The sequence below is a fragment of the Acinetobacter sp. CAU_H_29a_1 genome (assembly GCF_058599505.1).
This window is the reverse complement of the sequence record NZ_CM178655.1, coordinates 2964609-2989399: the sequence shown is the minus strand read 5'-3', so window position 1 is coordinate 2989399 and position 24791 is coordinate 2964609. Positions and strand designations below refer to the sequence as shown.

Annotated in this window: 21 protein-coding genes and 2 pseudogenes; 16 read left to right on the top strand and 7 right to left on the bottom strand. The window is 41.6% G+C overall.

Annotated elements, in window-relative coordinates; all coding sequences use genetic code 11:
* Window positions 1-23 precede the first annotated feature (23 nt).
* From AC4MDD_RS15035 to AC4MDD_RS15005, 7 genes are all read left to right on the top strand, one after another.
* Window positions 24-842, top strand: a complete 819-nt coding sequence (locus AC4MDD_RS15035) for a hypothetical protein (protein WP_005400797.1) — start codon at window positions 24-26, stop codon at window positions 840-842.
* Window positions 843-889: 47 nt separating this feature from the next.
* Entirely contained in the window at window positions 890-1840 is a 951-nt protein-coding gene (locus tag AC4MDD_RS15030) for an RsiV family protein (RefSeq protein WP_005400796.1), read from the top strand.
* A gap of 12 nt (window positions 1841-1852) precedes the next feature.
* The gene (locus AC4MDD_RS15025) at window positions 1853-2668 is read left to right on the top strand and encodes a TatD family hydrolase (RefSeq protein WP_171054248.1); all 816 of its coding nucleotides are present in this window, start codon (window positions 1853-1855) and stop codon (window positions 2666-2668) included.
* A gap of 127 nt (window positions 2669-2795) precedes the next feature.
* Window positions 2796-5549, top strand: a complete 2754-nt coding sequence (gene acnA, locus AC4MDD_RS15020; RefSeq protein ID WP_491881951.1) for an aconitate hydratase AcnA — start codon at window positions 2796-2798, stop codon at window positions 5547-5549.
* A 114-nt stretch (window positions 5550-5663) separates the two neighbouring features.
* Complete coding sequence (locus AC4MDD_RS15015) at window positions 5664-6431, top strand: tRNA threonylcarbamoyladenosine dehydratase (RefSeq protein WP_005400793.1); 768 nt, start codon at window positions 5664-5666, stop codon at window positions 6429-6431.
* A 100-nt stretch (window positions 6432-6531) separates the two neighbouring features.
* Window positions 6532-7641 (top strand): DUF695 domain-containing protein, encoded by a 1110-nt coding sequence (locus AC4MDD_RS15010; protein ID WP_005400792.1) that lies wholly within the window; start codon window positions 6532-6534, stop codon window positions 7639-7641.
* A gap of 64 nt (window positions 7642-7705) precedes the next feature.
* Complete coding sequence (locus AC4MDD_RS15005) at window positions 7706-8215, top strand: hypothetical protein (protein WP_005400791.1); 510 nt, start codon at window positions 7706-7708, stop codon at window positions 8213-8215.
* A gap of 62 nt (window positions 8216-8277) precedes the next feature.
* On the opposite strand, the gene dusA is transcribed toward AC4MDD_RS15005, so the two are convergent.
* On the bottom strand, window positions 8278-9300 hold the full coding sequence (gene dusA / locus AC4MDD_RS15000) for a tRNA dihydrouridine(20/20a) synthase DusA (protein ID WP_424904590.1): 1023 nt from the start codon (window positions 9298-9300) through the stop codon (window positions 8278-8280).
* A gap of 133 nt (window positions 9301-9433) precedes the next feature.
* On the opposite strand from dusA, the gene AC4MDD_RS14995 reads away from it, so the two are divergent.
* Window positions 9434-10582, top strand: a complete 1149-nt coding sequence (locus AC4MDD_RS14995) for a site-specific integrase (RefSeq protein WP_005400789.1) — start codon at window positions 9434-9436, stop codon at window positions 10580-10582.
* Here the strand turns inward: AC4MDD_RS14995 and AC4MDD_RS14990 are convergent.
* Entirely contained in the window at window positions 10566-10838 is a 273-nt protein-coding gene (locus tag AC4MDD_RS14990; protein ID WP_004644614.1) for a pyocin activator PrtN family protein, read from the bottom strand. The genes AC4MDD_RS14995 and AC4MDD_RS14990 overlap by 17 nt on opposite strands.
* Before the next feature lie 153 nt (window positions 10839-10991).
* A pseudogene (locus AC4MDD_RS14985) lies at window positions 10992-11387 on the bottom strand (undecaprenyl-diphosphate phosphatase); the annotation flags it as partial.
* A gap of 313 nt (window positions 11388-11700) precedes the next feature.
* Here AC4MDD_RS14985 and kdpA point away from each other — a divergent pair.
* From kdpA to AC4MDD_RS14960, 5 genes are all read left to right on the top strand, one after another.
* Window positions 11701-13425, top strand: coding sequence for a potassium-transporting ATPase subunit KdpA (kdpA, locus tag AC4MDD_RS14980; protein WP_039890241.1), 1725 nt, complete (start codon window positions 11701-11703; stop codon window positions 13423-13425).
* A gap of 11 nt (window positions 13426-13436) precedes the next feature.
* Window positions 13437-15479 (top strand): potassium-transporting ATPase subunit KdpB, encoded by a 2043-nt coding sequence (gene kdpB, locus AC4MDD_RS14975; protein WP_491881950.1) that lies wholly within the window; start codon window positions 13437-13439, stop codon window positions 15477-15479.
* A gap of 19 nt (window positions 15480-15498) precedes the next feature.
* Window positions 15499-16101 (top strand): potassium-transporting ATPase subunit KdpC, encoded by a 603-nt coding sequence (gene kdpC, locus AC4MDD_RS14970; protein WP_004682291.1) that lies wholly within the window; start codon window positions 15499-15501, stop codon window positions 16099-16101.
* A gap of 205 nt (window positions 16102-16306) precedes the next feature.
* Complete coding sequence (locus AC4MDD_RS14965; RefSeq protein ID WP_004733101.1) at window positions 16307-18955, top strand: ATP-binding protein; 2649 nt, start codon at window positions 16307-16309, stop codon at window positions 18953-18955.
* A gap of 27 nt (window positions 18956-18982) precedes the next feature.
* Window positions 18983-19696 carry a response regulator gene (locus AC4MDD_RS14960; protein ID WP_004281627.1) on the top strand — a complete coding sequence of 238 codons (714 nt, stop codon included), beginning with the start codon at window positions 18983-18985 and terminating at the stop codon, window positions 19694-19696.
* 9 nt (window positions 19697-19705) lie between these two features.
* On the opposite strand, the gene AC4MDD_RS14955 is transcribed toward AC4MDD_RS14960, so the two are convergent.
* From AC4MDD_RS14955 to AC4MDD_RS14945, 3 genes are all read right to left on the bottom strand, one after another.
* Complete coding sequence (locus tag AC4MDD_RS14955) at window positions 19706-20668, bottom strand: IS30-like element IS18 family transposase (protein ID WP_004691346.1); 963 nt, start codon at window positions 20666-20668, stop codon at window positions 19706-19708.
* A gap of 155 nt (window positions 20669-20823) precedes the next feature.
* The gene (locus AC4MDD_RS14950; protein WP_004733100.1) at window positions 20824-21294 is read right to left on the bottom strand and encodes an IS5/IS1182 family transposase; all 471 of its coding nucleotides are present in this window, start codon (window positions 21292-21294) and stop codon (window positions 20824-20826) included.
* Window positions 21242-21637 (bottom strand): transposase family protein, encoded by a 396-nt coding sequence (locus AC4MDD_RS14945; protein WP_082190872.1) that lies wholly within the window; start codon window positions 21635-21637, stop codon window positions 21242-21244. Before AC4MDD_RS14945 ends, AC4MDD_RS14950 begins: the two co-directional genes overlap by 53 nt.
* A gap of 250 nt (window positions 21638-21887) precedes the next feature.
* Between AC4MDD_RS14945 and AC4MDD_RS14940 the strand changes: the two genes are divergently transcribed.
* Window positions 21888-23303 (top strand): glutamine synthetase family protein, encoded by a 1416-nt coding sequence (locus tag AC4MDD_RS14940; RefSeq protein ID WP_004733098.1) that lies wholly within the window; start codon window positions 21888-21890, stop codon window positions 23301-23303.
* Between the two features lie 10 nt (window positions 23304-23313).
* Window positions 23314-23529 (top strand): hypothetical protein, encoded by a 216-nt coding sequence (locus tag AC4MDD_RS14935; RefSeq protein WP_004733097.1) that lies wholly within the window; start codon window positions 23314-23316, stop codon window positions 23527-23529.
* Window positions 23530-23574: 45 nt separating this feature from the next.
* Here AC4MDD_RS14935 and AC4MDD_RS14930 read toward each other — a convergent pair whose 3' ends face one another.
* Window positions 23575-24354, bottom strand: coding sequence for a TorF family putative porin (locus AC4MDD_RS14930; protein ID WP_491881949.1), 780 nt, complete (start codon window positions 24352-24354; stop codon window positions 23575-23577).
* A 196-nt stretch (window positions 24355-24550) separates the two neighbouring features.
* On the opposite strand from AC4MDD_RS14930, the pseudogene AC4MDD_RS14925 reads away from it, so the two are divergent.
* Window positions 24551-24739 (top strand): annotated as a pseudogene (locus AC4MDD_RS14925) (hypothetical protein); the annotation flags it as partial.
* Window positions 24740-24791: the final 52 nt, after the last annotated feature.

Genomic DNA, 24791 nt, shown 5'->3' with positions numbered 1-24791 from the left:
ATCATGAATTTCATGGAAGACGCATGTTGCAGAAACAGGCTATTTATACAATATTGGTGAGTTTGACTGTCTTATTGACGGCATGTGACTCCTCTAAACAATCTGAAACAGACGCAGATGCCAAAAGCTCGGTATTTAAAACAGAGCAGGCTGAAGTGTTACCATATTTAAATATTCAGCAACAAGCGGCTGATATTGCACAACCGTTTTGTGAAACCAAGAATTGTATTGAATTAGATCTGCAAAGCTTAACAACGGCAGATCCGTGGTTAAACCAATGGATTGCCAAAAGTCAGGCTCGAGTGATTCAAGATCAGATTGGCTTAAAACAAGACATGAGCTTACAGCAAGCCATTAATGCCTATGTGAAAAAGTCGGATACATGGCAAGCTGAATTCAAGGGCAATAAGGCTTATAGCTTGGCGATGTATACGCGTATACCGTATCAGCGCAATCAGTTTGTATTGATGCAAATTGGGGTTGATACCAATCAAGAGAATGTAAATGTTAAGGAACGTTATTATTTCTTTGTTGCGGATCGTAAAAACCAAAAAGCGGTGGCATTATTAGATTTAATTCACCCGAAACAGCAGCTGGCGATGAATGTGTTGGTGCAAAAAGCGTATCAAGACTGGTTGAAGAAACAAGAACCTGAAGTGCGAAAATCTGCACCAGCGAAGTTGTACTGGGGGCAAGCAGATTGGTTTTTTGACCAAGAGGGCATTGGTTTACACTATCGGACTCATGAGATTGTAAAAGATGGCACTCAGCTTGATATTTATTTGACGAAAGCACAAACTCAACAGGTATTAAAAGCCGATGTCTATACCCAGTTGTTTTAGTGCATTGGCCAAAGCAAGAGCTGGCTTCACAAGGTAATAGGTTATTTATGTTAAAAAGCAAAACAATATTGACAATCAGCGTACTTGCAGCTGCCATCAGTTTGACAGCCTGCCAACCAAAAGATAAAGAGCCTCAAACTCCTGCAACGCAAACCACAGCGGCTTCAGAGGCAGAAACAGCCTTAAAGCTGGTCGGTGACACAGAAAAATTACAATTCGAATTACCTGAGTGTGATGGCAATGCTTGCCCTGAATTAAACATTGATCGTTTGCAAAGTAATCAAGCATTTATTGATGATTTTATTGATCAACAAATTGTGAAAGATCTCTCGCAGATTATTGATATTTCGCCGATGCATAGCAGTTCTGATACCACGGCATCAAGTGCGGTGGCGGCAAGTTCTGAACCTGCAGTAGTGGGCCAAGTCATCACCCCTAAACTGAAACTAGAGAAACAAGTTCAACCTTATTTGGCTGCTTTTCTGGGTTTAGACCAAGAGTTGAAAGCCTTAAGTTCGAACCATCAAATTAGTTTGATGATTAAGCCGAAAATTCTAAATGCCAAAGATCCTTTGGCCACGGTGGTATTGAACACCAGCAGCTACTTAGGCGGTGCACATGGTTCATCGTCACAGCATTATTATAATTTTGACTTGAAGCAGCAAAAGCTGGTGAGTTTGGATGATCTATTGTTGCCGAATCAGAAGGCGGCGTTAAATAGAGTAGCGCATGAAGCCTTTCGTGCTTGGATCGTCGACTCTAAGTTAGCGACCAATGTCGATGAATATGAGCAAGCGTGGAAGTTTAGTTTGAGTAACAATTATTACTTGGGTACTGAAGGTCTAATTTTGCAATATGGCGAGTATGAAATTGGTCCTTATGTGGTGGGTTTACCACGCTTAACTCTTGGTTATGATCAACTCCAGAAAATTTTAAAGCCTGAGTATTTACCCAAAGCCAAACAGAGCGCACAGGCTGCTTCAGAAGCCAAGAGTTAATCAAGCATGAGCTTGCCTCTGTTCGACACCCATACTCACTTTGATGTTGCCGATTTTGATACTGATCGGCAACATTTGGCCGAACAAGCAAAACGTGTTGGGGTAGAGGCACTGGTCCTTATTGGTTTTCTTGAATCACGATTTGATGCGCTGATTCAGACACATCAGCAATTAAAAAGCTGGGAGAATGTTCCATGCTCTTATCTTGCCCCAGGTTTACATCCGTTTTATATCGAACAGCATCAGACTGAACATTTACAGCGTTTAGAACAGGTTTTGCAGCAGCAGGACTGCGTAGCTGTGGGTGAAATTGGTTTAGACACCTTTTTAAAAGAGCATAAACAGCCTGCACTTTTCGCCAAGCAGCAATCTTATTTTTCCGCACAACTGGAACTTGCTCAGCAATATCAAAAACCTGTGTTATTGCATATTCGCAAAGCACATGCAGAAAGCATTGCTATTTTAAAAGCCCAAAAATTCAAATTTGGTGGTATCGCTCATGCCTTTAGTGGTGGGGTGGAAGAAGCCAAGGTCTTGGTCAAACTCGGTTTTAAAATAGGGGTAACAGGACAAATCACCAATCCAAATGCCAAAAAATTGCATCAAGTGGTGCAAGCACTTGGTAGCGAACATTTGGTGATTGAAACGGACTGTCCAGATATGACACCGTTGTGTTGTCAAACATCGACCGAGCATCCCACCCGCAATACACCGGTAAATTTACCTTATGTTTTGGAGAGTCTCGCACAGACACTGGATCAGTCTGAGCGGTCGTTAGCAACTCAACTCTGGCAGAACTCATTGGCTGCGTTGCATTTAAAATTTTAGAAGAATAAGACAATAATCTCGATAAAAATAAGATAACCAAAAGGGAACACATTCTTTTCTAAACAGGCTTACATTAAAGAAAGAACATCATAATAAATACATTCGCCAATATTGGGAGGGCAACCGAATGGCCAGATATAGCAAAATCAATAGTTTCAATGCATTACAAACACTCACGGTGGGTGAAAAATCCTATCAAATTTTTAACCTCCCTCAAGCCGCCCAAACATTGGGTAATATTGATCATTTACCCAAGTCTTTAAAGGTCTTACTCGAAAATTTACTCCGTTTTGAAGATCAAAAAAGTGTAAAAGTAGAGCATATTCAAGCCCTAGTCGATTGGCAAAAAACTAGAAGCTCTGATCAAGAAATTCAATATCGGCCTGCACGTGTGTTGATGCAGGATTTCACAGGGGTTCCCGCCGTGGTTGACTTGGCTGCCATGCGTGCCGCAATGGCACAAGCGGGTGGCGATCCGAATTTGATAAATCCCTTATCCCCTGTCGATTTGGTGATTGATCATTCCGTGATGGTCGATCATTTTGCAGATAAAGATGCCTTTGCTGAAAATGTCGAAATTGAAATGCAACGCAATGGTGAGCGCTATCAATTTCTACGCTGGGGACAATCGGCCTTTAATAACTTTAGCGTTGTCCCGCCCGGTACAGGAATTTGCCACCAAGTCAATTTAGAGTATCTGGCTCAAGCGGTATGGTTGGGGGAGGATGAGGGACAAACTTTTGCGTTCCCTGATACCTTGGTGGGAACAGATTCGCATAACACCATGATCAATGGCTTAGGCGTGCTCGGTTGGGGTGTTGGCGGGATCGAAGCTGAAGCGGCGATGCTCGGGCAGCCTGTATCCATGTTGATTCCTGAAGTGATCGGTTTCAAACTCACAGGAAAACTCAATGAAGGCATTACCGCAACAGATTTGGTTCTAACCATCACACAAATGCTACGCCAAAAAGGCGTGGTTGGTAAATTTGTTGAATTCTATGGCGATGGTTTGGCCGACTTGCCTTTGGCTGACCGCGCCACTATTGCCAATATGGCCCCTGAATATGGTGCAACCTGTGGTTTCTTCCCCATTGATGACGTGACCTTGGACTATCTAGCGTTGACAGGTCGTGAGCAACAACGGATTGATTTGGTTGAAGCGTATAGTAAAGCGCAAGGCCTGTGGCGAAATGCAGGTGATGAACCCGTTTTTACCGATACGTTGAGCTTGGACATGAGCACAGTGCAGGCCAGTTTGGCAGGCCCTAAACGTCCGCAAGATCGTGTCTTGCTAGCAGATGTACCTAAAACTTTTCATGATTTGATGGAACTAACGCTAAAGCCCGCCAAAGAGGCGAAAGAGCGTTTAGAAAATGAAGGTGGTGGCACAGCTGTTGAAGCTAAAAAAGCTAATCTACCGCATGAGGAGCCATCTTGCACCATTGATGGAAAATCCTACCCCTTGAACCATGGTGATGTGGTCATTTCAGCCATTACCTCATGCACCAATACTTCCAATCCCAGCGTGATGTTAGCCGCGGGACTTCTTGCCAAAAAAGCCATTGAAAAAGGCCTACAGCGTAAACCGTGGGTGAAAAGTTCGCTTGCACCTGGTTCTAAAGTAGTGACCGACTATTTGGCTGCGGCAGGTTTAACACCGTATTTGGATGAGTTGGGTTATAACTTGGTTGGCTATGGCTGTACCACGTGTATCGGCAACTCTGGACCACTGCCTGAACCGATTGAAGAAGCCATTCAGTGCCATGATCTCAATGTCGCTTCAGTGCTTTCAGGCAACCGTAACTTTGAAGGGCGTGTGCATCCTCTGGTGAAAACCAACTGGTTGGCTTCGCCACCTTTGGTGGTGGCTTATGGTTTGACGGGCAATATCCGTACAGACCTGACCACGCAACCGATCGGCCTCGGCAAAGATGGGCAAGCAGTCTACTTGAAGGATATTTGGCCGAGTCAGGCTGAAATTGATCATGCGCTACAGAGCGTAAATACCGCGATGTTCCATAAAGAATATGCCGCAGTATTTGATGGTGATGCAGCATGGCAGGAGATTCAGATTCCTCAAAGTCAGACCTATGCTTGGCAAGAGAATTCAACCTATATTCGCCACCCGCCATTTTTTGAAGAGATAGGTAAGCCACCGAAACCGATTACCAATATTGAACAGGCACGTATTTTGGCTGTGCTTGGAGACTCGGTCACCACCGATCATATTTCCCCAGCGGGTAATATCAAGAAAGACAGCCCCGCAGGACGCTATTTGCAACAGCAAGGGGTTGAACCCAAAGACTTTAACTCTTACGGGTCTCGACGTGGGAACCATGAAGTGATGATGCGAGGCACTTTTGCCAATATCCGCATTAAAAATGAAATGCTCGGTGGAGAAGAAGGTGGAAACACGATCTATATTCCAACAGGAGAAACCTTGCCGATTTATGATGCCTCTATGTTTTATCAGCAGCAACATACGCCGTTAATCATTATTGCTGGGAAAGAGTATGGCACAGGCTCATCACGTGACTGGGCTGCCAAAGGCACGAACTTATTGGGGGTTAAAGCGGTGATTGCCGAAAGTTTTGAACGAATTCACCGTTCGAATTTGGTTGGTATGGGAGTATTGCCATTGCAATTTGTCGATGGACAAACGCGCCAATCCTTAAACTTGACAGGTCGTGAAGTACTTTCGATTCATGGATTATCGGATGATATTCAGCCGCATCAAACTTTGGATATTCAGGTGCTTCGAGAAGATGGCAGCCAAGACCAATTTACAGTGTTGTGCCGTATTGATACCTTGAATGAGGTGGAATACTTTAAAGCTGGCGGTATTTTGCATTATGTACTGCGTAATTTAATTGCAGCCTAATCTCAATGAAATAAAGCCCTGTCAGTAGCAGGGCTTTATTGTTTGTAGCGATACATTCAATCCAAGGTCGTATTCAGGTAAAATGAACATGATTTTACCGATATAGATGTACGCATGACTGATCTGCAACATGATGAATATGACCGCCGTTTTGCTGGTGTAGCCAAAATTTATGGAGACGAGGCCTTTTCATATTATGAAAAAAGTCATGTCATGGTGATCGGAATTGGTGGTGTAGGTTCGTGGGCAGTAGAGGCTTTAGCGCGTACAGGCGTTGGAGAATTAACACTGGTTGATATGGACTCAATTGCGGCTTCGAATGTTAACCGTCAATTGCCAGCCATGAGCTCAACCTTGGGTCATGAAAAAATTGAAGTGATGGCCGAACGTTGTCGATCCATCAATCCACGGATCAAAATCAATTTGATCGATGACTATTTAACCCCAGAAAATGTCAAAGAAATTTTAGAACATCGACCAGACTTAATTTTAGATTGTATTGATGACGTCAAAGCTAAATTAGCACTGATGTTGCACTGCCGTTTTAATAAGATCCCATTGATTGTTTCGGGGGGAGCGGGTGGTAAGCTCGACCCACTAAAAATCCGAGTTGCTGATTTGTCTAAAACCGAACAAGATCCCATGTTGGCGAAGCTTCGAACCCAGTTACGTGGCATGGGAATTTGTAAAAAACCAAAAGAAAAGTTCGGCATTAGCTGTGTGTATTCGATTGATAATCCATTTTCCAGTGCAGATGTGTGTCCAAGTGCGGGCCTACGTTGTGGTGGCTATGGTTCTGCGGTGGTGGTGACTTCAAGCTTTGCGATGGTGGCAGTGGCGGAAGTGCTGAAAAAATTAGATGGAATGAAAGCGAAACAATAATACTGTTTTAGGTTTAATTGGACTGTATACATCGATATATGGATACAGTCCTTAGACCACAAAAAATATTGAAACCAATAGAAAAAAAGAGAAAAGAAAAATGAGCTTTTTAAAAAAATTATGGGGTTCTCAAAACAAAAAAACGCCTGCGAATGAAAATGCATATACTGCATTTTGGCAATGGTTTCAGCAGCATCAACAGCATTTTCACCACATTGTGAATCAAGGCAGTAAAACTGAAATCGAGCGAGATTTCTTTGATCGATTGACGCCTGAATTGGAAAAAGTCCATTGCGGCATCTTTTTTCTGACGGGCATGTTAACCCCACAAACAGCTGAATTAATTCTTACCCCTGATGGCATCATTCCAAATATTGTCTTTGTGGAAGAGCTGATTGCAGCTGCACCTGAGATTGCAGGGTGGAAGTTCACTGCGCTTAAACCTGAAAGCGATATTCATCAAGTCGGGATTAATATGCATGATTATGAGTTTAGTCAGGAGACTTTATCTTTTTATTTTAACCAGCAAGCCGAATATCCCGATGAGATTGATCTGGTCGTGGTACATGATGAATATAATGCAGCTGAAAACGATGCGTTTTTACAGGCTGTGTATATTTTCCTCGACAACTATTTGGGCGAGTACGATGCGGTTACCAAATTGGACAATGTTTCTGTCCAGTCTAAGCAAGATGCCGAAAAAGAATTGCTACCGATTCACTTGCTCAAAAACATTTTAATTTTAAAAAGTAGTGAAATTTCAAGATTAGACAAAATTACCCGTTCAAATACGGATGCCGATGAATTTGTCAGTTTGGAAGGTGAAACCAATGAAGGTCTACCGTTGCTGGCGACTTTAAATCGTACACTTTTAACATGGGATCAAAAAGCCTCACATCCATGGATGATGTTGATTGAAATCTCTTATTATGGTCAGCATTCAAATGGCATGTCCGCGTCTACAGATTATGAACTACTGGATTTGATAGAAGATGCATTATTACAAGAGCTTAAGGATGTGGATGGCTATTTAAATATAGGTCGTGAAACGGGTAATCACTTAAGAACTATATATTTTGCGTGTAAAGAGTTTAGAAAACCATCCAAGGTCATTGATCAAGTGATTGAAAAATATAAAGGCAACTTTGAAATAGAGGTCAGTTTGTTTAAAGACAAATACTGGCGTGCTCTGAGTAAATTTACCGGTTAAGCTCTTATATAAAAGAAGAGTTCGCCTGAAGCACTTTTAAAATATAAAGGGATAAAGCAGCTCCATGACTCATCTTTCAGGGCATTCCAAACTTGATGTTACAATAGTGGCTTTAGGGATCATTTTGAGTTGTGGTGTTGTATATGCTATTTACTCAACCGTTCGTCATTTTTATGTTTTAAATCAGGTCAATGAAGCCAAAGAAATGATGAGTGATATACAGTCATTATTGGTTTGGTCAATGCATCAGCATCATGATGATGTCACGCAGGCTTGTCATTTTAAAAATATACAACAGATTGCTCAATCCGTAGAATTTCAAAATATGAATCGTATTTTAAAATTACAGGATCAAATTCATCAGCAAAGTCAATTTGTTGAACAGATTAAAGTAAATGCCACCCCTGATTTACATGGTTGTATAACTACGGCTTACTTTAGAAAAGAACCCTTTGTCAGCGAGCTTATTGCAGGAAAGTATATTTCCTATCATTATGATTTTAAGACTGAAACAATAAAATGTGTCACCAATATACACAAGCGTGCTTTAGTGAAAGCTTGTACTCGGCTATAACGGTGAAACATAAAAAAGCGAAGCAGATGCTTCGCTTTTTTCGTTTAGATCAACGTTCTAAATTACTGAGCTAGAGTGTGTTCTTTTAAATAATCTTCGGTGCGTTGCATTGCGTCTTTAATGTTAAGAATTGCATTTTCAACATCGGCAAAAGTCTTGGCATTACCACCACTTAAAGCCTGACGCCATTTTCGAGCACCCGGAAGGTTTTGGAATAAACCCAAAATATGGCGCGTGATAATCGACAATGGCGCACCCTCAGCCATACGCTTTGCAATATACGGCAGCATTTGGTCAATAATTTCAAAGCGATCAGGTAGATCCAAATTCCACAGCTGTCCCAGCTCTGCCAAAAGGTAGGGATTATGGTAGGCCTCACGACCAATCATCACACCATCAACATGTTTGAGATGTTCTTGTGTTTCAGCAAAGGTTTTGATCCCGCCATTAATTTCAATCAATAGATTTGGACGTTCTTGCTTTAAACGATAGACATCTTCATAACGTAGTGGGGGAATGTCACGGTTTTCTTTCGGAGAAAGCCCCTGAAGCAAGGCAATACGTGCGTGTACGATAAAATTATCGCAGCCCGTTTTCGTGACTGTATCGACAAAATGTAGCATTTCTTCATAAGAATGCATGTCATCAATCCCGATACGATGCTTTACCGTGACTGGAATCTCCACGGCATTTTGCATTTCAGCAATACATTCAGCGACAAGGTCAGGTTCTGCCATGAGACAGGCCCCGATTTTATTATTTTGTACACGGTCGCTTGGACAGCCGACATTTAAATTGACTTCATCATAACCCCAGTCTTGTGCCATTTTGGTACAAGTGGCTAAGTCTTTAGGATTTGAGCCACCGAGTTGTAGCACAATCGGGTGTTCTTCATTGTTATAGTCGAGATGACGATTTGCACCGCCAAACAGAATCGCGCCAGTGGTCACCATTTCGGTATAAAGGATGACATTCGGGTTAAATAAGCGGGCAAAGAAACGATAATCTTTGGTCGTCCAATCCATCATCGGTGCTACGCTGATTCTCGGAGATTGAGTGTTTTCAATGTTTTTGTTAATAGTCATTAAAAATCATACCTTTAATCTATATTCTGCAACCTGCGAGAATTTGTTTGAACCTGTGTTTAGGTGGGTGAATCCATTTGCATTTACACCAAATTTTACACCATAATAGAAAAAATAGCTTTTGGTGTAAATTATGGGTTCAATTACAGCAAGGAAAGGTGCAGATGGTAAAGTTAACTATCGTGCTGCGATTCGAATCACTCGAAAGGGCTTTCCTGCTTTTTCTGAAAGTAAAACATTTCACTCAAAGAAATTAGCTGAAAACTGGATTAAGAAACGAGAAGTCGAAATTCAAGAAAATCCTGATATTTTGCTTGGCAAAGAAAAGTTGATTGATCTGACCTTATCAGATGCCATAGATAAATATTTGGATGAAGTCGGGAGCGAGTACGGAAGGACGAAACGCTATTCTCTGCTCTTAATTAAGAAGCTACCAATTGCGCGCAATATTATCACAAAAATAAAATCAGTACATTTAGCCGAGCATGTGGCTTTAAGGAAGGGTGGAATTCCGTACCTCGATCTTGAACCTATTGCGACTAGTACACTGCAACATGAGCTTTTACATATCAGAGGTGTTCTTTCTCATGCTGCTGTTATGTGGGAAATGGATATTGATTTAAATAGCTTCGATAAGGCTACTGCTCAGTTAAGAAAAACACGTCAAATATCCTCCAGTCAAAAAAGAGACCGACTGCCTTCGAGAGATGAATTGATTGCATTGACGAAGTATTTTGCAGAACGATGGAAGCTAAATCGTTATGGCTCTAAATACCCAATGCATTTGATTATGTGGTTTGCAATTTTCTCATGCAGACGTGAAGCTGAATTAACACGATTGTATCTTCGAGATTATGACCCACATCATTCAACGTGGAAAGTGCATGATTTAAAGAATCCTAATGGTTCTAAAGGTAATCATAAGTCATTTGATGTACTTGATCCTTGTAAGGAGCTGATCAAAAGACTGAAACATTCAGAAGTTCGAGAACGGATGCTAAAGCTTGGACATAATGAAAATTTGTTATTGCCTTTGAATCCCAAAATTTTGGGTAAAGAGTTTAGAGAAGCTTGTAAAATTTTGGGGATTGAAGATTTACGATTTCATGACTTGAGACATGAAGGCTGTACTCGATTAGCTGAACAGAGTTTTACTATTCCTGAAATTCAGAAAGTAAGTTTGCACGATTCTTGGGGGAGTTTACAGCGTTATGTATCAGTGAAAGCGAGAAGAAATATATTACAGTTGGAGGAGGTGCTACGCCTCATCGATGAAACGTAGCAAAATCTTTGGATGCCTCTGAATATTGCTTATCCAAGACAGCAGCAAGATCCTTAATGTGTACCAAAAATGGAGCACGTTTACTTTTATCTATTTTGAATACTGAGAAAGGGAATTGTTGATTATTCGCTTTTCTCAGTGCTTCGGCTTTGCTGAGGTGGGGATAATAGTCAGAAACTACTGTCATTAGTTCAACGGTCATAGAACGATACTTTATAAAAAGTAGTTCGGTAGTATTAATTTGAAAGCAATTCATGAAGTGGGTATTCCATACATAAAACTTTTTTAATTTGAATGGGCTTTGTTGCACAAAGATTTCATAACTATATGATTTTAAAAGTTTTGATTATTTTTTGATCCAAAATTAAATTTATTTAAATCAGATGCTTACATATTTATGCAACAAAGCCGCTTCTACAGCAAAAATTAACAGTGCACCAATAATCAGTGCAGATGCCACAACCGAAGGACTGAATAAAACTTGTTTAATAAAATCAACAGCTATAACTCCGATCACTACTGCAGGAATAAATGAAATGAAGACATTTATCGCAAAACGTCTCGCATGGTAATCACCTGATATAAAACCATGTAGTAGATTAATAATTTTTTTACGGTAGAGCCAACAAACGGCTAAGATTGTGCCCAGTTGAATGACAACTTCAAAGACACAGCCTGAGCCTGAATGAAAATCAATTAAATGGCCAAATAAAATTAAATGACCAGTACTGGAAATGGGTAAAAACTCCGTTAAACCTTCTATAAAACCTAAAAATAAGGCTTTAAGTACTGAAATTATATCCATAAATAAAGTGAGTCACAGAATAATAATAGCCATCACTTTTAAGATATTTTTCTGCATTTATAAGTGCATTGAGCTAAATTTTTACGCTTTCTTTACGCGGCATCCAAAGTTATGAATAGAGACTTTACGGTCTTATTTTTCATACTGGATTTTGGAATATCCCAATGCTTAGGATGAAAAACATGAGTGCGGTCATTCACGCGCATCAGCAGGTACAGCATCAAAAAAATTGCGTTGTACTAAATAATCAAAATAAACGTTATTTCAATATCTGCATGCAGATTTCAGCTCTGAAACATAGGAGTGAAATGCCATGTTAGAGTTTGCTTTGCTTTTAGCCATCGTCTTTGTTCTGGCTTATCCCTTGGGTAAATACCTCGCAGCAATTATGCACAACCGCGATATGAAAATTGATCCTCTATTCAATTGGATTGAAAAGCCCATTTACGCGGTTTTAGGAATCAATCCCAAACGGGGGATGAATGTCAAAACCTATTCATTCAATTTTGTCATGAGCTGTGCAGTGATCGGTTTGGTGACTTGGACTCTATTTATGGTTCAAGCCAGCCTGCCGTTGAACCCAAACCATGCACCGAATATGTCATGGGATTTGGCGCTGCATACCATGATTTCGTTTCTGACCAATACCAACCAGCAGCACTATTCAGGACAGGCGCAACTGTCTTATTTATCGCAAATGGTCGGCATTGTCGGCTTGCAGATCTTCACGCCGATGATGGGCCTGGCGATGGTGGTGGCTACAGTTCGAGCACTGTTCTACAAACAATCCAATGCACTTTCTGAAACCGATCAACAGACCAGCTTTAAGCATAAAGTGCAACAAATTAATGTCGGCAACTATTGGGCCGATGTGATTCGTCCGACGTTCCGCTTTCTGATTCCTTTATGCATGGTTTGGTCATTATTGCTCACTAGCCAAGGCGTACCATCGACTTTTCAAGGCGGCCCAGAAGTTCAAGTCATCGACCAAAGCAGCGAATTAACAACGCAAAAAATACCTTTAGGCCCTGTTGCGCCCATGGTAGCAATTAAGCAATTGGGCAGTAATGGTGGTGGCTGGTATGGTCCGAACAGCAGTGTACCTTTGGAAAATCCGACACCATTGTCAAACTTTCTGGAAATGCTTGCGATTTTACTGATCCCTGTTTCGGTGATTTTTATGCTGGGCTTTTTCACCAAACGCGCCAAATTCGCAGGCTTGGTCTTTGCTTCAATGCTGCTGATGTCGATCATTTCTGCGACTAGCGCTATCTGGTCAGAAAGCCTTTCATCGACTTCGACATTGCTTTCCGCCATGGAAGGTAAAGAAGTGCGTTTTGGCGAGGCATCATCTGCTTTGTGGTCAGCGGTCACCACCCAAGTCAATAACGGCTCAGTGGATATGATGCATGATTCATCTGCACCGCTCACAGGTATGGTGCAATTGTCCAATATGCTGATCAATGCCATTTGGGGCGGGATTGGCTGTGGTTTACAGCAATTCATTATTTATCTGTTTTTAGCAGTCTTTATTGCAGGCTTAATGACCGGCCGCACCCCAGAATTGTTTGGCCGCAAAATTGAAGCCGGTGAAATCAAGCTGCTCGCTGTTGTGATTTTGATCCAACCCATCGTCATTCTTGGTTTAACCGCAATAACTGTATTTTTTCCTGAATTGACGGGCAACAGTAATCCGCAATACCACGGCATTTCTCAAGTGCTGTACGAATATGTGTCTGCATTTGCCAACAATGGCTCAGGCTTTGAAGGGCTATCAGACAATACCGTGTGGTGGAATGTCACATGCGGTATTGCTTTATTGCTCGGCCGTTTCCCGACATTAATTATTCCTTTAATCATCGCTACACGTTTAGCTGCTAAACGCCAAGCACCTGAAAGCAGCGGCAGTTTAAAAGTCGAAACGCCAACATTCGCACTGACTTTAATTGCCATTGTGGTGATGTTGACCTTATTGCAATTTATGCCAGCCCTGGTCTTGGGGCCAATTGCTGATCATCTGTTATTGGTTCAAGGTTAAGGGGGAGTACAATGAATCATTCAAAACACACTGTTCAAACACAGCAAAACACCATAGCTTCAACCTTATTTCAAGCTGAAGCATGGAAAAATGCTTTTATTAAACTGCTGCCGCAGCATGTGATTAAAAATCCGGTGATGGCCATCGTTTGGCTTGGGACGCTGATTACACTGGTTAGTACAATTCTAGGTCAATCTAGTTTGGTTTTTGGCTTATTGGTGACGTTGATTTTATTTGTGACGGTTCTCTTTGCCAATTATGCCGAAGCGGTTGCTGAAGCCAAAGGCCGCGGACAGGCGTCATCCCTGCGTCAAGCGCGTCAGAATTTGACGGCGCGCCGGATCCATTCTAAAGATGATATGGATGGGGTGCAGATTTCAGCGGCTGAATTGAACATGCATGACTTGATTGAAGTGCGTGCAGGGGAATTGATTCCCGCAGATGGTGAAATAATTCAGGGCTTTGCTACGATCAATGAAGCTGCAGTAACAGGTGAATCTGCGCCGGTACTCCGTGAAGCGGGCACAGATAAATCTGGGGTGATTGGCGGAACCAAAGTCTTAACCGACCGGATCATCGTGCAAGTGACCGCAGAGGCGGGAAATAGCTTTCTCGACCGAATGATTGCTTTAGTCGAAGGCTCAAACCGTCAAAAAACACCGAATGAAATTGCCTTAGGTATTTTACTGACCGTGATGACTGTGACTTTTATCATCGTCGTGGTCAGCCTGCCGTTGATTGGACATTTCCTGCATATTGAAATCAGCCCGATTTTATTGGTGGCGCTATTGGTCTGCTTGATTCCAACCACCATCGGCGGCTTATTGCCAGCTATTGGAATTGCAGGGATGAACAGAGCGCTCAAAGCCAATGTGATTGCCAAATCAGGCAAGGCGGTTGAAGTTGCAGGCGATATAGATGTTTTACTACTCGATAAAACCGGAACTATTACTTACGGTGACCGTCAGGCGACTGCTTTTTATCCCTTAACAGGAGTGACGGAGTCTGAACTTCGCCAAGCGGCGGTACTGACTTCTTTGGGCGATCCAACGCCAGAAGGTAAATCGGTGGTTGCTTTGGCCAAAGAGCAAGGTGAAAGAGTGGCCGAGCCTGAACAGGCTGAGTTTATCGCTTTTAATGCGTCCACACGCATTTCAGGCCTTAACTTGGCGGATGGTCATCAAGTGCGTAAAGGCGCTATGGATGCCATTCTTAAATTCGCTTCGCAAAACCTTGAAAATCATGCCGAACTGAAAGCGCGCGTAGAACAAATAGCTTCAAAAGGGGCAACGCCGCTGGTCGTGGCTAAAGATCAGAATTTGTTGGGTGTCATTGAACTATCAGACGTGATTAAGCAAGGCATTAAAGAAAAATTTGCGCGCTTACGTGAAATGGGCATTAAAACTGTGATGGTGACCGGAGATAATCCGCTCACAGCAGCGGCCATCGCAGCAGAGGCTGGTGTGGATGATTATATCGCTGAAGCGAAACCAGAAGATAAACTCACATGCATTCGAACCGAGCAAAACAAAGGACATTTGGTAGCGATGGTCGGTGACGGTACTAATGATGCACCGGCGTTGGCCCAAGCAGATATTGGCTTAGCCATGAACTCGGGAACGCAAGCAGCCAAAGAAGCAGGCAATATGGTGGATTTAGATTCTGATCCAACCAAATTGCTATCTGTGGTTGAAATAGGCAAACAGCAACTGATTACTCGCGGTGCATTAACCACCTTTTCCTTGGCGAATGATGTATCAAAGTATTTTGCAATTTTGCCGGCATTATTCGTCGCGGCAATTCCGCAAATGCATGTGTTAAATGTCATGCAACTAGGCAGTTCTGAAAGTGCCATCCTGTCTGCGCTGATCTTTAATGCGATCATTATTCCTCTGCTGATTCCAATTGCACTGCGCGGTGTGAAATTCAAACCTTCGACATCTACCCAATTATTGCGCCGCAACATGCTGATTTATGGTGTGGGCGGGGTGCTGCTACCGTTTATTGCCATTAAAGCGATTGATCTGCTGATCAGTCCAATCTTGGCCCTATAAATTTTTTGAGGATGACAAAGTGAATATGCAAAATCATCAATTGGCAGACTCATCATGGGGTGAGAAACTGCGCGCTTCGTTTGGAATGACCATCATTGCTCTAGGCTTATGCGGCTTTGTATATAGTGCTGCTGCAACCAGCTTAGGACAAATGCTCTTTCCAAAACAAGCCAACGGCAGCTTGATTGTCGAAAATAATCAAGTGATCGGTTCACGCTTAGTGGCACAGCCTTTTGCCCAAGTTCAATATTTCCATCCGCGTCCATCTGCCGCAAATTATGATCCTATGGCGATGGCCGGAAGCAACATGGCGAGAACCAATCCTGAACTGCAGAAAGCCATAGAGGAACGGCTGAATCGAATCGCAGCGAAGGAACAGATTGAAAAATCTAAAATTCCTGCGGATCTGGTCACCGCTTCAGGCAGCGGCATCGACCCTGAAATTAGCGTGCAATCAGCCATGATTCAAGTGAAGCGGATTGCCCATGCACGGCATATGCCTGAACAGAATATCGAAAAACTGATTCAGTCGCATACGGTTCAGCCGATTTTTGGGATTTTAGGGCAGGCACGTGTCAATGTGCTTGAATTGAATTTGGCTTTGGATCGGGGCGGGAAGTGATATGAATGGCTTGATGATTAAAATATAGTGATTGAAAGCTATTGAATAATCTGAATTAAGTTATATACGATTGTTGGGCGAGGGGATGTTCTATACCTCCGCCCAACGGTGGCATCCATATTGCCCAGCAATAGCCAAGCTGACTTTAGACGCATTTAAATGAATTTAAAAACATCTTTTAAAGCAATAAATAAAGATTACTTCTATGACTGATCCACGAACCAATAAAGCCGATGTTTTGCTGCAACATACACAGCGTTATCAGTCTGGGCGGCTGACGATTTTTTTAGGCGCAGCTCCGGGCGTGGGAAAGACCTTTGCCATGCTGGTTCGTGCGCATGAACTGGCGCTGCAGGGTATTAATATCGTCATTGGCTATGTAGAAACGCATGGCCGTAGAGAAACTGAAAATTTAATTTCTGGTTTAGATATAATTCCGCGCAAGGCTATTGAATATCAAGGGCAGCATCTGGAGGAAATGAATCTAGATGCCGTTTTGGATAAAAAGCCCAGTATTGTTTTGGTGGATGAATTTGCCCACACTAATATGCCCGGCAGCCGTCATGAAAAACGCTGGCAAGACATCAATGAATTATTAGATGCTGGTATTGATGTTTTTACCACCATGAACATTCAGCATTTGGAAAGTTTGAATGATGTGGTATATCAAATCACTGGGATTCGTGTCACTGAAACCGTGCCAGACCGGGTGTTCGAACGGATTAGAGATATCCGCTTAATTGATTTGCCTGTGAATGAGCTGTTGGAGCGCTTAAACCAAGGGAAGGTTTATGTGCCTGAGCAGGCGGAACAGGCCTTACAGCGATTTTTCAACAGCTCCAACTTAACGGCACTGCGTGAACTGGCAATGCAAACCGTTGCCAATTATGTTGATAATGATGTACGCGAAAATTTCGCCATTCAAGGGCTTGCTCAAATCCCCTTAAAAAATCATGTCTTAATTATGATTGATGGCAAAGGGCATTCTGAAGCTTTAGTTCGGACTGGATGCCGTATTGCCGAGCATCGTGCGGCAAAATGGACAGTTGTTGCTTTTTCTCATGATACGCAAATCATGAATAAACAGGAAAACTCGCAAAGCCGTGAAATTGAACGGGCTTTAAACTTAACGCGTCAAATGGGTGGAATGACAGAAGTCCTTCACGGCCAGCAACATGCTAAAACTTTATTTGATTATGTGATGGACCGCGGCATTTCAACCTTGGTTTTAGCACAAGCGGCTCCGCAAAAGTTTTCGCTGAATTTAAGGCTCAATTTGATTGATCAATTACTGCAATACCGGCCCAGTTTTGAACTCAGTATTGTGCCGATTATTGCAGAGAATAAGCATCTGTCCTTTTTCACTCAAAGGGCATTCTTGTCGCTGAGAGAAATACAGTACGTACTAGCCACCACGGTCATCAGCATTGTGATTGCAAGCTTAGGGGAAAAGTATTTAGGGATTGAAGATCTTTCGGTGATTTTTATCACCGCTGTGGTTTTTGTGGCATCAAAAACACGGATGCTGGCTGCAGCTTTTTCAGCCATCCTATTCTTTCTAGCTTATAATTTTTTCTTTATTTCCCCGCAATTTACATTTCAGATTTCTGCACATCAGGGGATTGTCACCGTGATTGCATTTTTGGGCGCGGCTTTAATTTCGAGCCGATTAGCGTCACGTTTGAAAGAGCAGGTGACTGCACTCAAAACGGCGAACAGTTATAACAGCATTATGCAGGATTTAGGGCAGAAGCTGTCCACAGCATTAGATTTGGCACAAATCAAGGAGATTGCTGAACATAGCCTGAGTAAAAATCTCAATGCAGATGTCTGGCTGTATTTCCCAGATACTGCAGCAACTCAAGCATCATCCACTATCATGAGTAATAAAGAAAAAATTTCAGCCGATTGGACATTCAAAAACCATCAACCGTCCGGTCGCTTTACCCAAACCTTGACGGAAAATGAGTGGTGGTTTTTGCCCTTATTGGCTTCCAAGCAATGCTTAGGCGTGGTGGGGTTGAAACTTAAAGATGTGCAAGCAGTAATCAATACGGAGCAAAAACAGCTCGCTGAACTCATGGTAGAGTATCTTGCGCAGGCGATTTTCCGCACCCAGCTGACCAAGGCTTTGGAAATAGCCAATGTGAATTCTGAAACGGAAAAATTGCGCTCGGCATTATTATCATCCGTATCGCACGATTTACGCTCGCCTTTGGCGTCGATGATTGGAGCAGCGGATACTTTGAGCACTTACCGCCATTCCATGAATGAAAATGATCAGGACAGCTTGCTGGAAGCGATTCATTTAGAGGGGGAACGTTTAGACCGCTATATTCAAAACCTACTGGATATGACCCGTTTAGGCCATGAAGGCTTAAGCTTGAAGCGGGACTGGATTGGAGTTGATGAACTGATCGGTTCAGCAGTGCGTCGTTTAAACCGTTATATGCCAGATGCATTGGTTGAAGTGCATGCGCCTCAAGAATCTTTGAGTTTATTTGTACATGCCGCCTTGATTGAACAGGCCATTTTTAATGTGCTGGAAAATGCCGCAAAATTTTCACCAGAGAATAAAGCTGTGATGATTGAGGTGCAGCAGGTGAATGAAAATGAGATCGAAATTGCCATAACTGATAAGGGGCAGGGTATCCCGGAAGGTGAGCGGGAACGCATTTTTGACATGTTTTATACCATGCAGCGCGGTGACCGCGGGCAATATGGTACAGGCTTGGGCTTGACGATTGTGAAAGCGATTGTGGGTGCGCATATGGGGAAAATCATGGCATCATCAGGCAAGAACAATCAAGGAACATGTATCCGCATACAGCTTCCTATTCAGCAAATTACTTAAAGCATCTAGCAGCTTTTAGGTGGGAAAATGCCAGAACAGAATGAATCAGCCAGCTCCATGACCAATGTCTTGATTATTGATGATGAAAATCAGATTCGAAAATTCTTGGATATAGCACTCAGAGCGCAAGGCTATAAAACCCTTTTGGCTGAAAATGGCCAAAAGGGTTTGGAACTCCTAGCTTTGCAAGGCGCAGATTTAGTGATCCTCGATTTGGGTTTGCCAGATTTGGATGGTTATGAGGTTTTGTCTGAGCTTCGCACATGGTCGCACGTTCCAGTGATAGTGCTGTCTGTGCGGGCAAATGAAGAAGAAAAAGTGAAGCTTCTGGATGCTGGCGCAAATGATTATGTGACCAAGCCGTTTAGTGTTCAGGAGCTGATGGCGCGCATTCGTGTACTGCTTAGGCAGCATCAGCATAGTACTGTTGATACGGCAATTTTTGATGATGGCGTATTAAAAATCGATTTTTCCAAACGGCAGGTTTTTTTAAATCAACAATTGCTCTCCTTAACACGCAAAGAATATCAGCTGCTGAATTTATTGGCGAAAAATAAAGGCCAATTGATTACCCAGCCGCAAATACTGAAAGAGCTGTGGGGGCCAACGCACCAAGAAGATACGCATTATTTAAGGATTCTGGTTGCTAAATTAAGAGTGAAGTTAAATGATAATGCTGTGCAGCCTAAATATATTATTACTGAACCGGGAGTGGGTTTGCGATTTTTGAAGATTTATTAATAGGCGGATTCAAGCGGCAAGTGCAACAGTATAAAAACCAGCCATAACTTCACTCGGTGTATACCAACCTAGTGTTTTTCTAGGACGATGGTTGAGTGCAAATTCTATCTGCTCTATTTGTTCGTTTGACACGCCATCAAACGATGATGATTTTGGCAGATATTGACGGATTAAACCATTCGTATTTTCATTTCTAGCTCGCTGAATAGACTTGTAAGGATCAGCAAAATACGTCTCTATGCCAGCATCAGTAATTCTTTTGTGTTCGGAAAATTCTTTGCCATTATCAAATGTCACACTATAAGCATGGCTCATTTGTAAACGATCTAATGCACAAGTAATCGTTTGAGAGGATGCTCTTGTTGGCCCTAAATGAACAATATGTACATACAGGCTCTTTCGATCAACGAGAGTCAATAAAGCACCTTTATGATGTTTACCAATCACCGTGTCACCTTCGAAATCTCCTAAACGTTGTCGTTGATCAATGACCTGGTGTCGGCAGTGAATACTTGTTTTATCAATGATTTGACCCCTACGATCCGTGTTTTTGTAACCGCGTTTTCGATATTTCTTCTGATGCCTTAAATGTAGATGAAGTTTACCGCCTTTTGATTTATCTTGATAAATGTACTGGTAAATCCACTCATGTGAAGGTACATCCAGCCAACCGCGTTGTGTTAAAGCACCTGAAATTTGTTCGGGTGACCAGTCCAAACCAATCAAATAATCAATATAAGCGAAGGCAAATGCTGTCATTGATGATGAAGGACGGTACCGTCTTTGACTTGCAAATTTAGCTGCCTGTTGAGCTCTATATCCACGTTGCCCAGTATTTCTTTTTAATTCACGGTAGATGGTTGATCGTGAACGTCCTAATTCCCGAGCAAGGGTAGCGATTGAACTTTTACTTTTCAAAGTAGCATAAATTTCGTATCTTTCATCTTGAGAAAGTTGGGTGTATTTCTTCATTGTGTGCTTTCCAATTGCGAGTTGAAAAAGTCTAATGATTCTATGAATACACCTAACTTTTTCAACTAACTACAAATGTGTTGCACTTGGGATTTGAATCTGCGATATTAAATATGCCATTTATTTTACATGAGTAATTAGACCTCTTTCATAAATCATTTTTTGCTCAGTTCCAAGTTGTAGATTCCAGCGATTAAATTGAATCTCAAATCAAGCCTTTTACCTCTATTTCGATAACGCTCAGCAAGGATTTTGAAGGTTTTCAGGTTGTCAAATACATGCTCAATTCCGATTCTTCTTTTATTGATTTCTTGATTATAGATTTTCAATTCAGGATACAATTTACAGTGTCTTTTGGCTTTTAATGGCAACAGGCTATTCGGATACAACACATAAATCCCCTGATAGCCTTTATCTGCAAGGATAAAAGCCCCAAAAGGAATCTGGCTTAAATTGCGTTTGAACAACTCGAAATCATGCACTGCACCGCGACTGGTACATAAACTCAGAATTTGCTGAGTTTTGTAGTGAATCATGGCCTGTACTTTAAAGGTATGGGTCTTTTTCTTGCCGCTATAGCTTTTCTTCTGTTTTTTTAGGCCTTTGGATTGGAATTTCCGTGGCATCCACGATCACAACATTCCAGTCGATGCCTTTGCCCTCGGGTAAATCTTTGGGTAAATTAAACAGATTGGACCGAATCAGGCAGTCTTCAACATGACGGACAATTCTTGAGGCTGTGGGCTCTGAAACCCCGTAACTCGTCGCAACGTGAAATAAGGTTCGGTATTCCCGCCAATAGCTCAGACAGAGCAGAACCTGATCCTCCAGGCTTAACTTGGGCGGTCTGCCTTTGGCAGAGACATGCTTCTGCAATTGCTCAACCATCAAATAGAAAGTTGACCATGAGATGCCTGTGTATCGCTTGAACTGAGGATCAGAAAGCTTGTTTGAATCGATGTATTTCATCCGCAGATTATGCACGAATGCTAAGAAATCCGGAGTGCAAATATTAACCAAAAAGAAGATCGTTTTTTGATTTATGAAAAAGATCTATTGTTATTTTTATGTTTTAACTTATTTTAAATTAGCTTTTTCGTGGTTTTAATAGTTTAAAAAATAATCATATTAGTTGGGTGCTTTTTTACGGTTTATTTACGTTACATTCGGTAGAACTTGTTTTATTTTGATCATTGTTAATATTTAACAGGACAAAATAATGAGTAATTTACTCATGGCTAGACATAATATAGCTGACGAAGAAGCGGTCCCTGAATCCATGCCATCTGCGCGTCAATGCTGCGATATTGAAGATATTCTATTTTCAGAAGAAATCGAAAACTATCTGCAGCGCTATCCCAATACCCGTCATGTTGAGATTTGCCTGCACGATCTGAATGGTCATGTCCGCGGCAAGCGCATAGATATTGTCGGTCTAAAAAATATTGCACAAGGCTGTTATTTCCCAATGTCTATTTATGCCATGAGTCTTGATGGAGAAGTGATTGAAGAATCGGGTTTAGGAAAATCGATCGGTGAGCCGGATTATTTATGTAAACCTATATTGGGAAGCCTGCAGCCCTGCGCTTTAAATCCAGAGTCCAATGCACAGTTATTCCTAACCATGAAAGATGACAATCATCAAGATTGCGAAGTTGAACCGCGCAATATTTTAAAAAAAAGTTTAAGAGCGCTGCATGATCAAAACTTTTATCCTTGCATGGCCGCAGAATTGGAGTTTTATTTATTTGACAGCAATGAAAAATCTGGCTCCAATCAGATTTATTTAAATCAATGTTTTGATGTGAATGTGCAAGATAAATATCAAGACGTTCTGGATGAAATTGAACGGATTGCCCTTTTGCAGGGGATTCAGATTACAGGCTTAGTCTCAGAATCATCTTCCGGGCAATACGAAATTAATATTCAGCATAGCGGTGATATTTTGAAGCTATGCGATCAGATCATGATGCTAAAGCGCACCATTAAGCAAGTCGCTGTAGAACATGGGTTACATGCAAGCTTTTTGGCTAAGCCTGATCTGAATAAAGCGGGCAGCGGCATGCACTTTCACATGAGTTTGTTAAATCAAGACCAGCAGAATATTTTCAGCATGAAGCAGAATCCTTTACCGTCACGGCAATTATTAAAGGCGATCAGCGGGCTGATAGTCTTGCTGCCGCCGTCCATGGCCGTGCTTGCCCCGAATGTAAACTCATTCCGCCGGTTTAAAGCTGGAAACCATGTGCCCTTAGAAGCTAATTGGGGCGTGAATAACCGCAATGTGGCCATTCGCATACCATGTTCGGACAATGAAAATCAACGCTTGGAATATCGTGTTGCAGGTGCGGATTGCAATCCTTATTTAACTGCAGCCCTGATTTTGATCGGCACACTGCATGGGTTGACACAGAATCTGGAAATTCCACAGCAAGCCACTCAGATAAAAAATAAACATCAGCCGCACTTTTTAAGTACGAATCAGCTGGATGCTTTAACATTTTTTCACCGGAATACTGTTTTGCAAAAATATCTCGGCAAAAGATTTATGGAATTATGGTGTGCAGTTAAACGTGCTGAGCATCAGTATATGTACAGCCAAATTACTTTGATCGAACAACATTGGGATATTTAACTGCTTAAAAATGTATAACACGATAAATAATGAAGATGATGCTAGAAATCAGAAGCTCAATGAAGAATTATATTTGAAGTATAGTTTACAGGAAATTGATTCTGACATTTTAGTAAAGAAATACCAGTATGCGTCAAAAAGTATGAAAAAAATAATTCATACTATTTTTAAAGAAAGAGGTTTTAATCGAAGTGAGATAGATCATATATTGAAATTACTCAAGTAAAATAATTATGCCAATAGTATTGCTGATACTATTGGCATTTAACTTTTAAAAAGATTTAGTCAGGGTGAATACTGCTTCAGTTTTTACCCCTTTTTTATTTTGACTTGTAAAGTCTTTGGTTTTTAAATTACTACCAAACGCTGCTAATTCTGCATTTATTCCCATTGGGTTATAGCGGTAAGTTGCACCAATTTTCCAATCAAAAAAATGGTCTTTTGCTTCAGAACCATAAATGTCCTGATTTGCTTTGGAATAACCTAAGCTAACATTTGTGCCAAAATTAGTTTGAGCAATCGGTGTAGCATATAAGACATTAAAATACCAATTTGAGATATCTTTACCTATACTGTCACTGGCAGCTTTGCCGCCATAGTTATAGGTATAGCTTATGCTTGGTGTAAAGCTATCGTTCTGATGCAGCAACGCATTAAAGATCATTTTGAAATAGTATTCATTATAATTTAAATCGCTGTTGCCGATGTAATTGTAGCGCAGCATGCCAAGATCAACTGCAGGATGGATTGAACCTAGCGCGATTGGCGCTGTATAGCCGATCTGGGGATCCAGTTCTAAATTTACTTCGTCATCAAAATCAACATTCGATGCAAATGCAGCAAGATAAAATCCTGAAGCATGGCTTAAAACAAAGTTTCCCTGCAAGGCCGGATCATTCTGGGTTTGCGTTTGGCCGCGCCAGCGGTAGTCGCTGGCCAATGATACATTACCTGAAAAGCTTAAAGCGGGAGAGCTTTCATCTCCAGTAGCAAAAGCATAACTTGAATAGAGCGGTATAAGGCTACAAAGTAGATGGTATAATTTTTTCATAACACTTTAAATTAGTAGTCATTGAAGTAATGTATGTTATGGTTTAATTTATTGATATATAATAAAATTATCGTAAATTTTGCGTAAAATAAGTATAAAATTTAAGATGAATATTTTTTAAAGTCGCAGATTCAAATCCCAAGTGCAACACATTTGTAGTTAGTTGAAAAAGTTAGGTGTATTCATAGAATCATTAGACTTTACCGCAAGGAAGGGTTTTGCCAATGCACGGTTTGAAACGGATATAGAGGAAGGGTTAGAGGTGCTGGAGGAATACTACCCTGAACAAGAACAAAACCGTACGGTGGAGCAACAAGCTTCGCCTGAAGGGTTTGTGCAGGGTATTCAGCAGGGGTTGCAGCGATCAGTCAGACCCGTCAATTAATCGATTGGTTGGAAAAGAGCAACTTTCTAGGTTGCTCTTTTTTTTTACGACA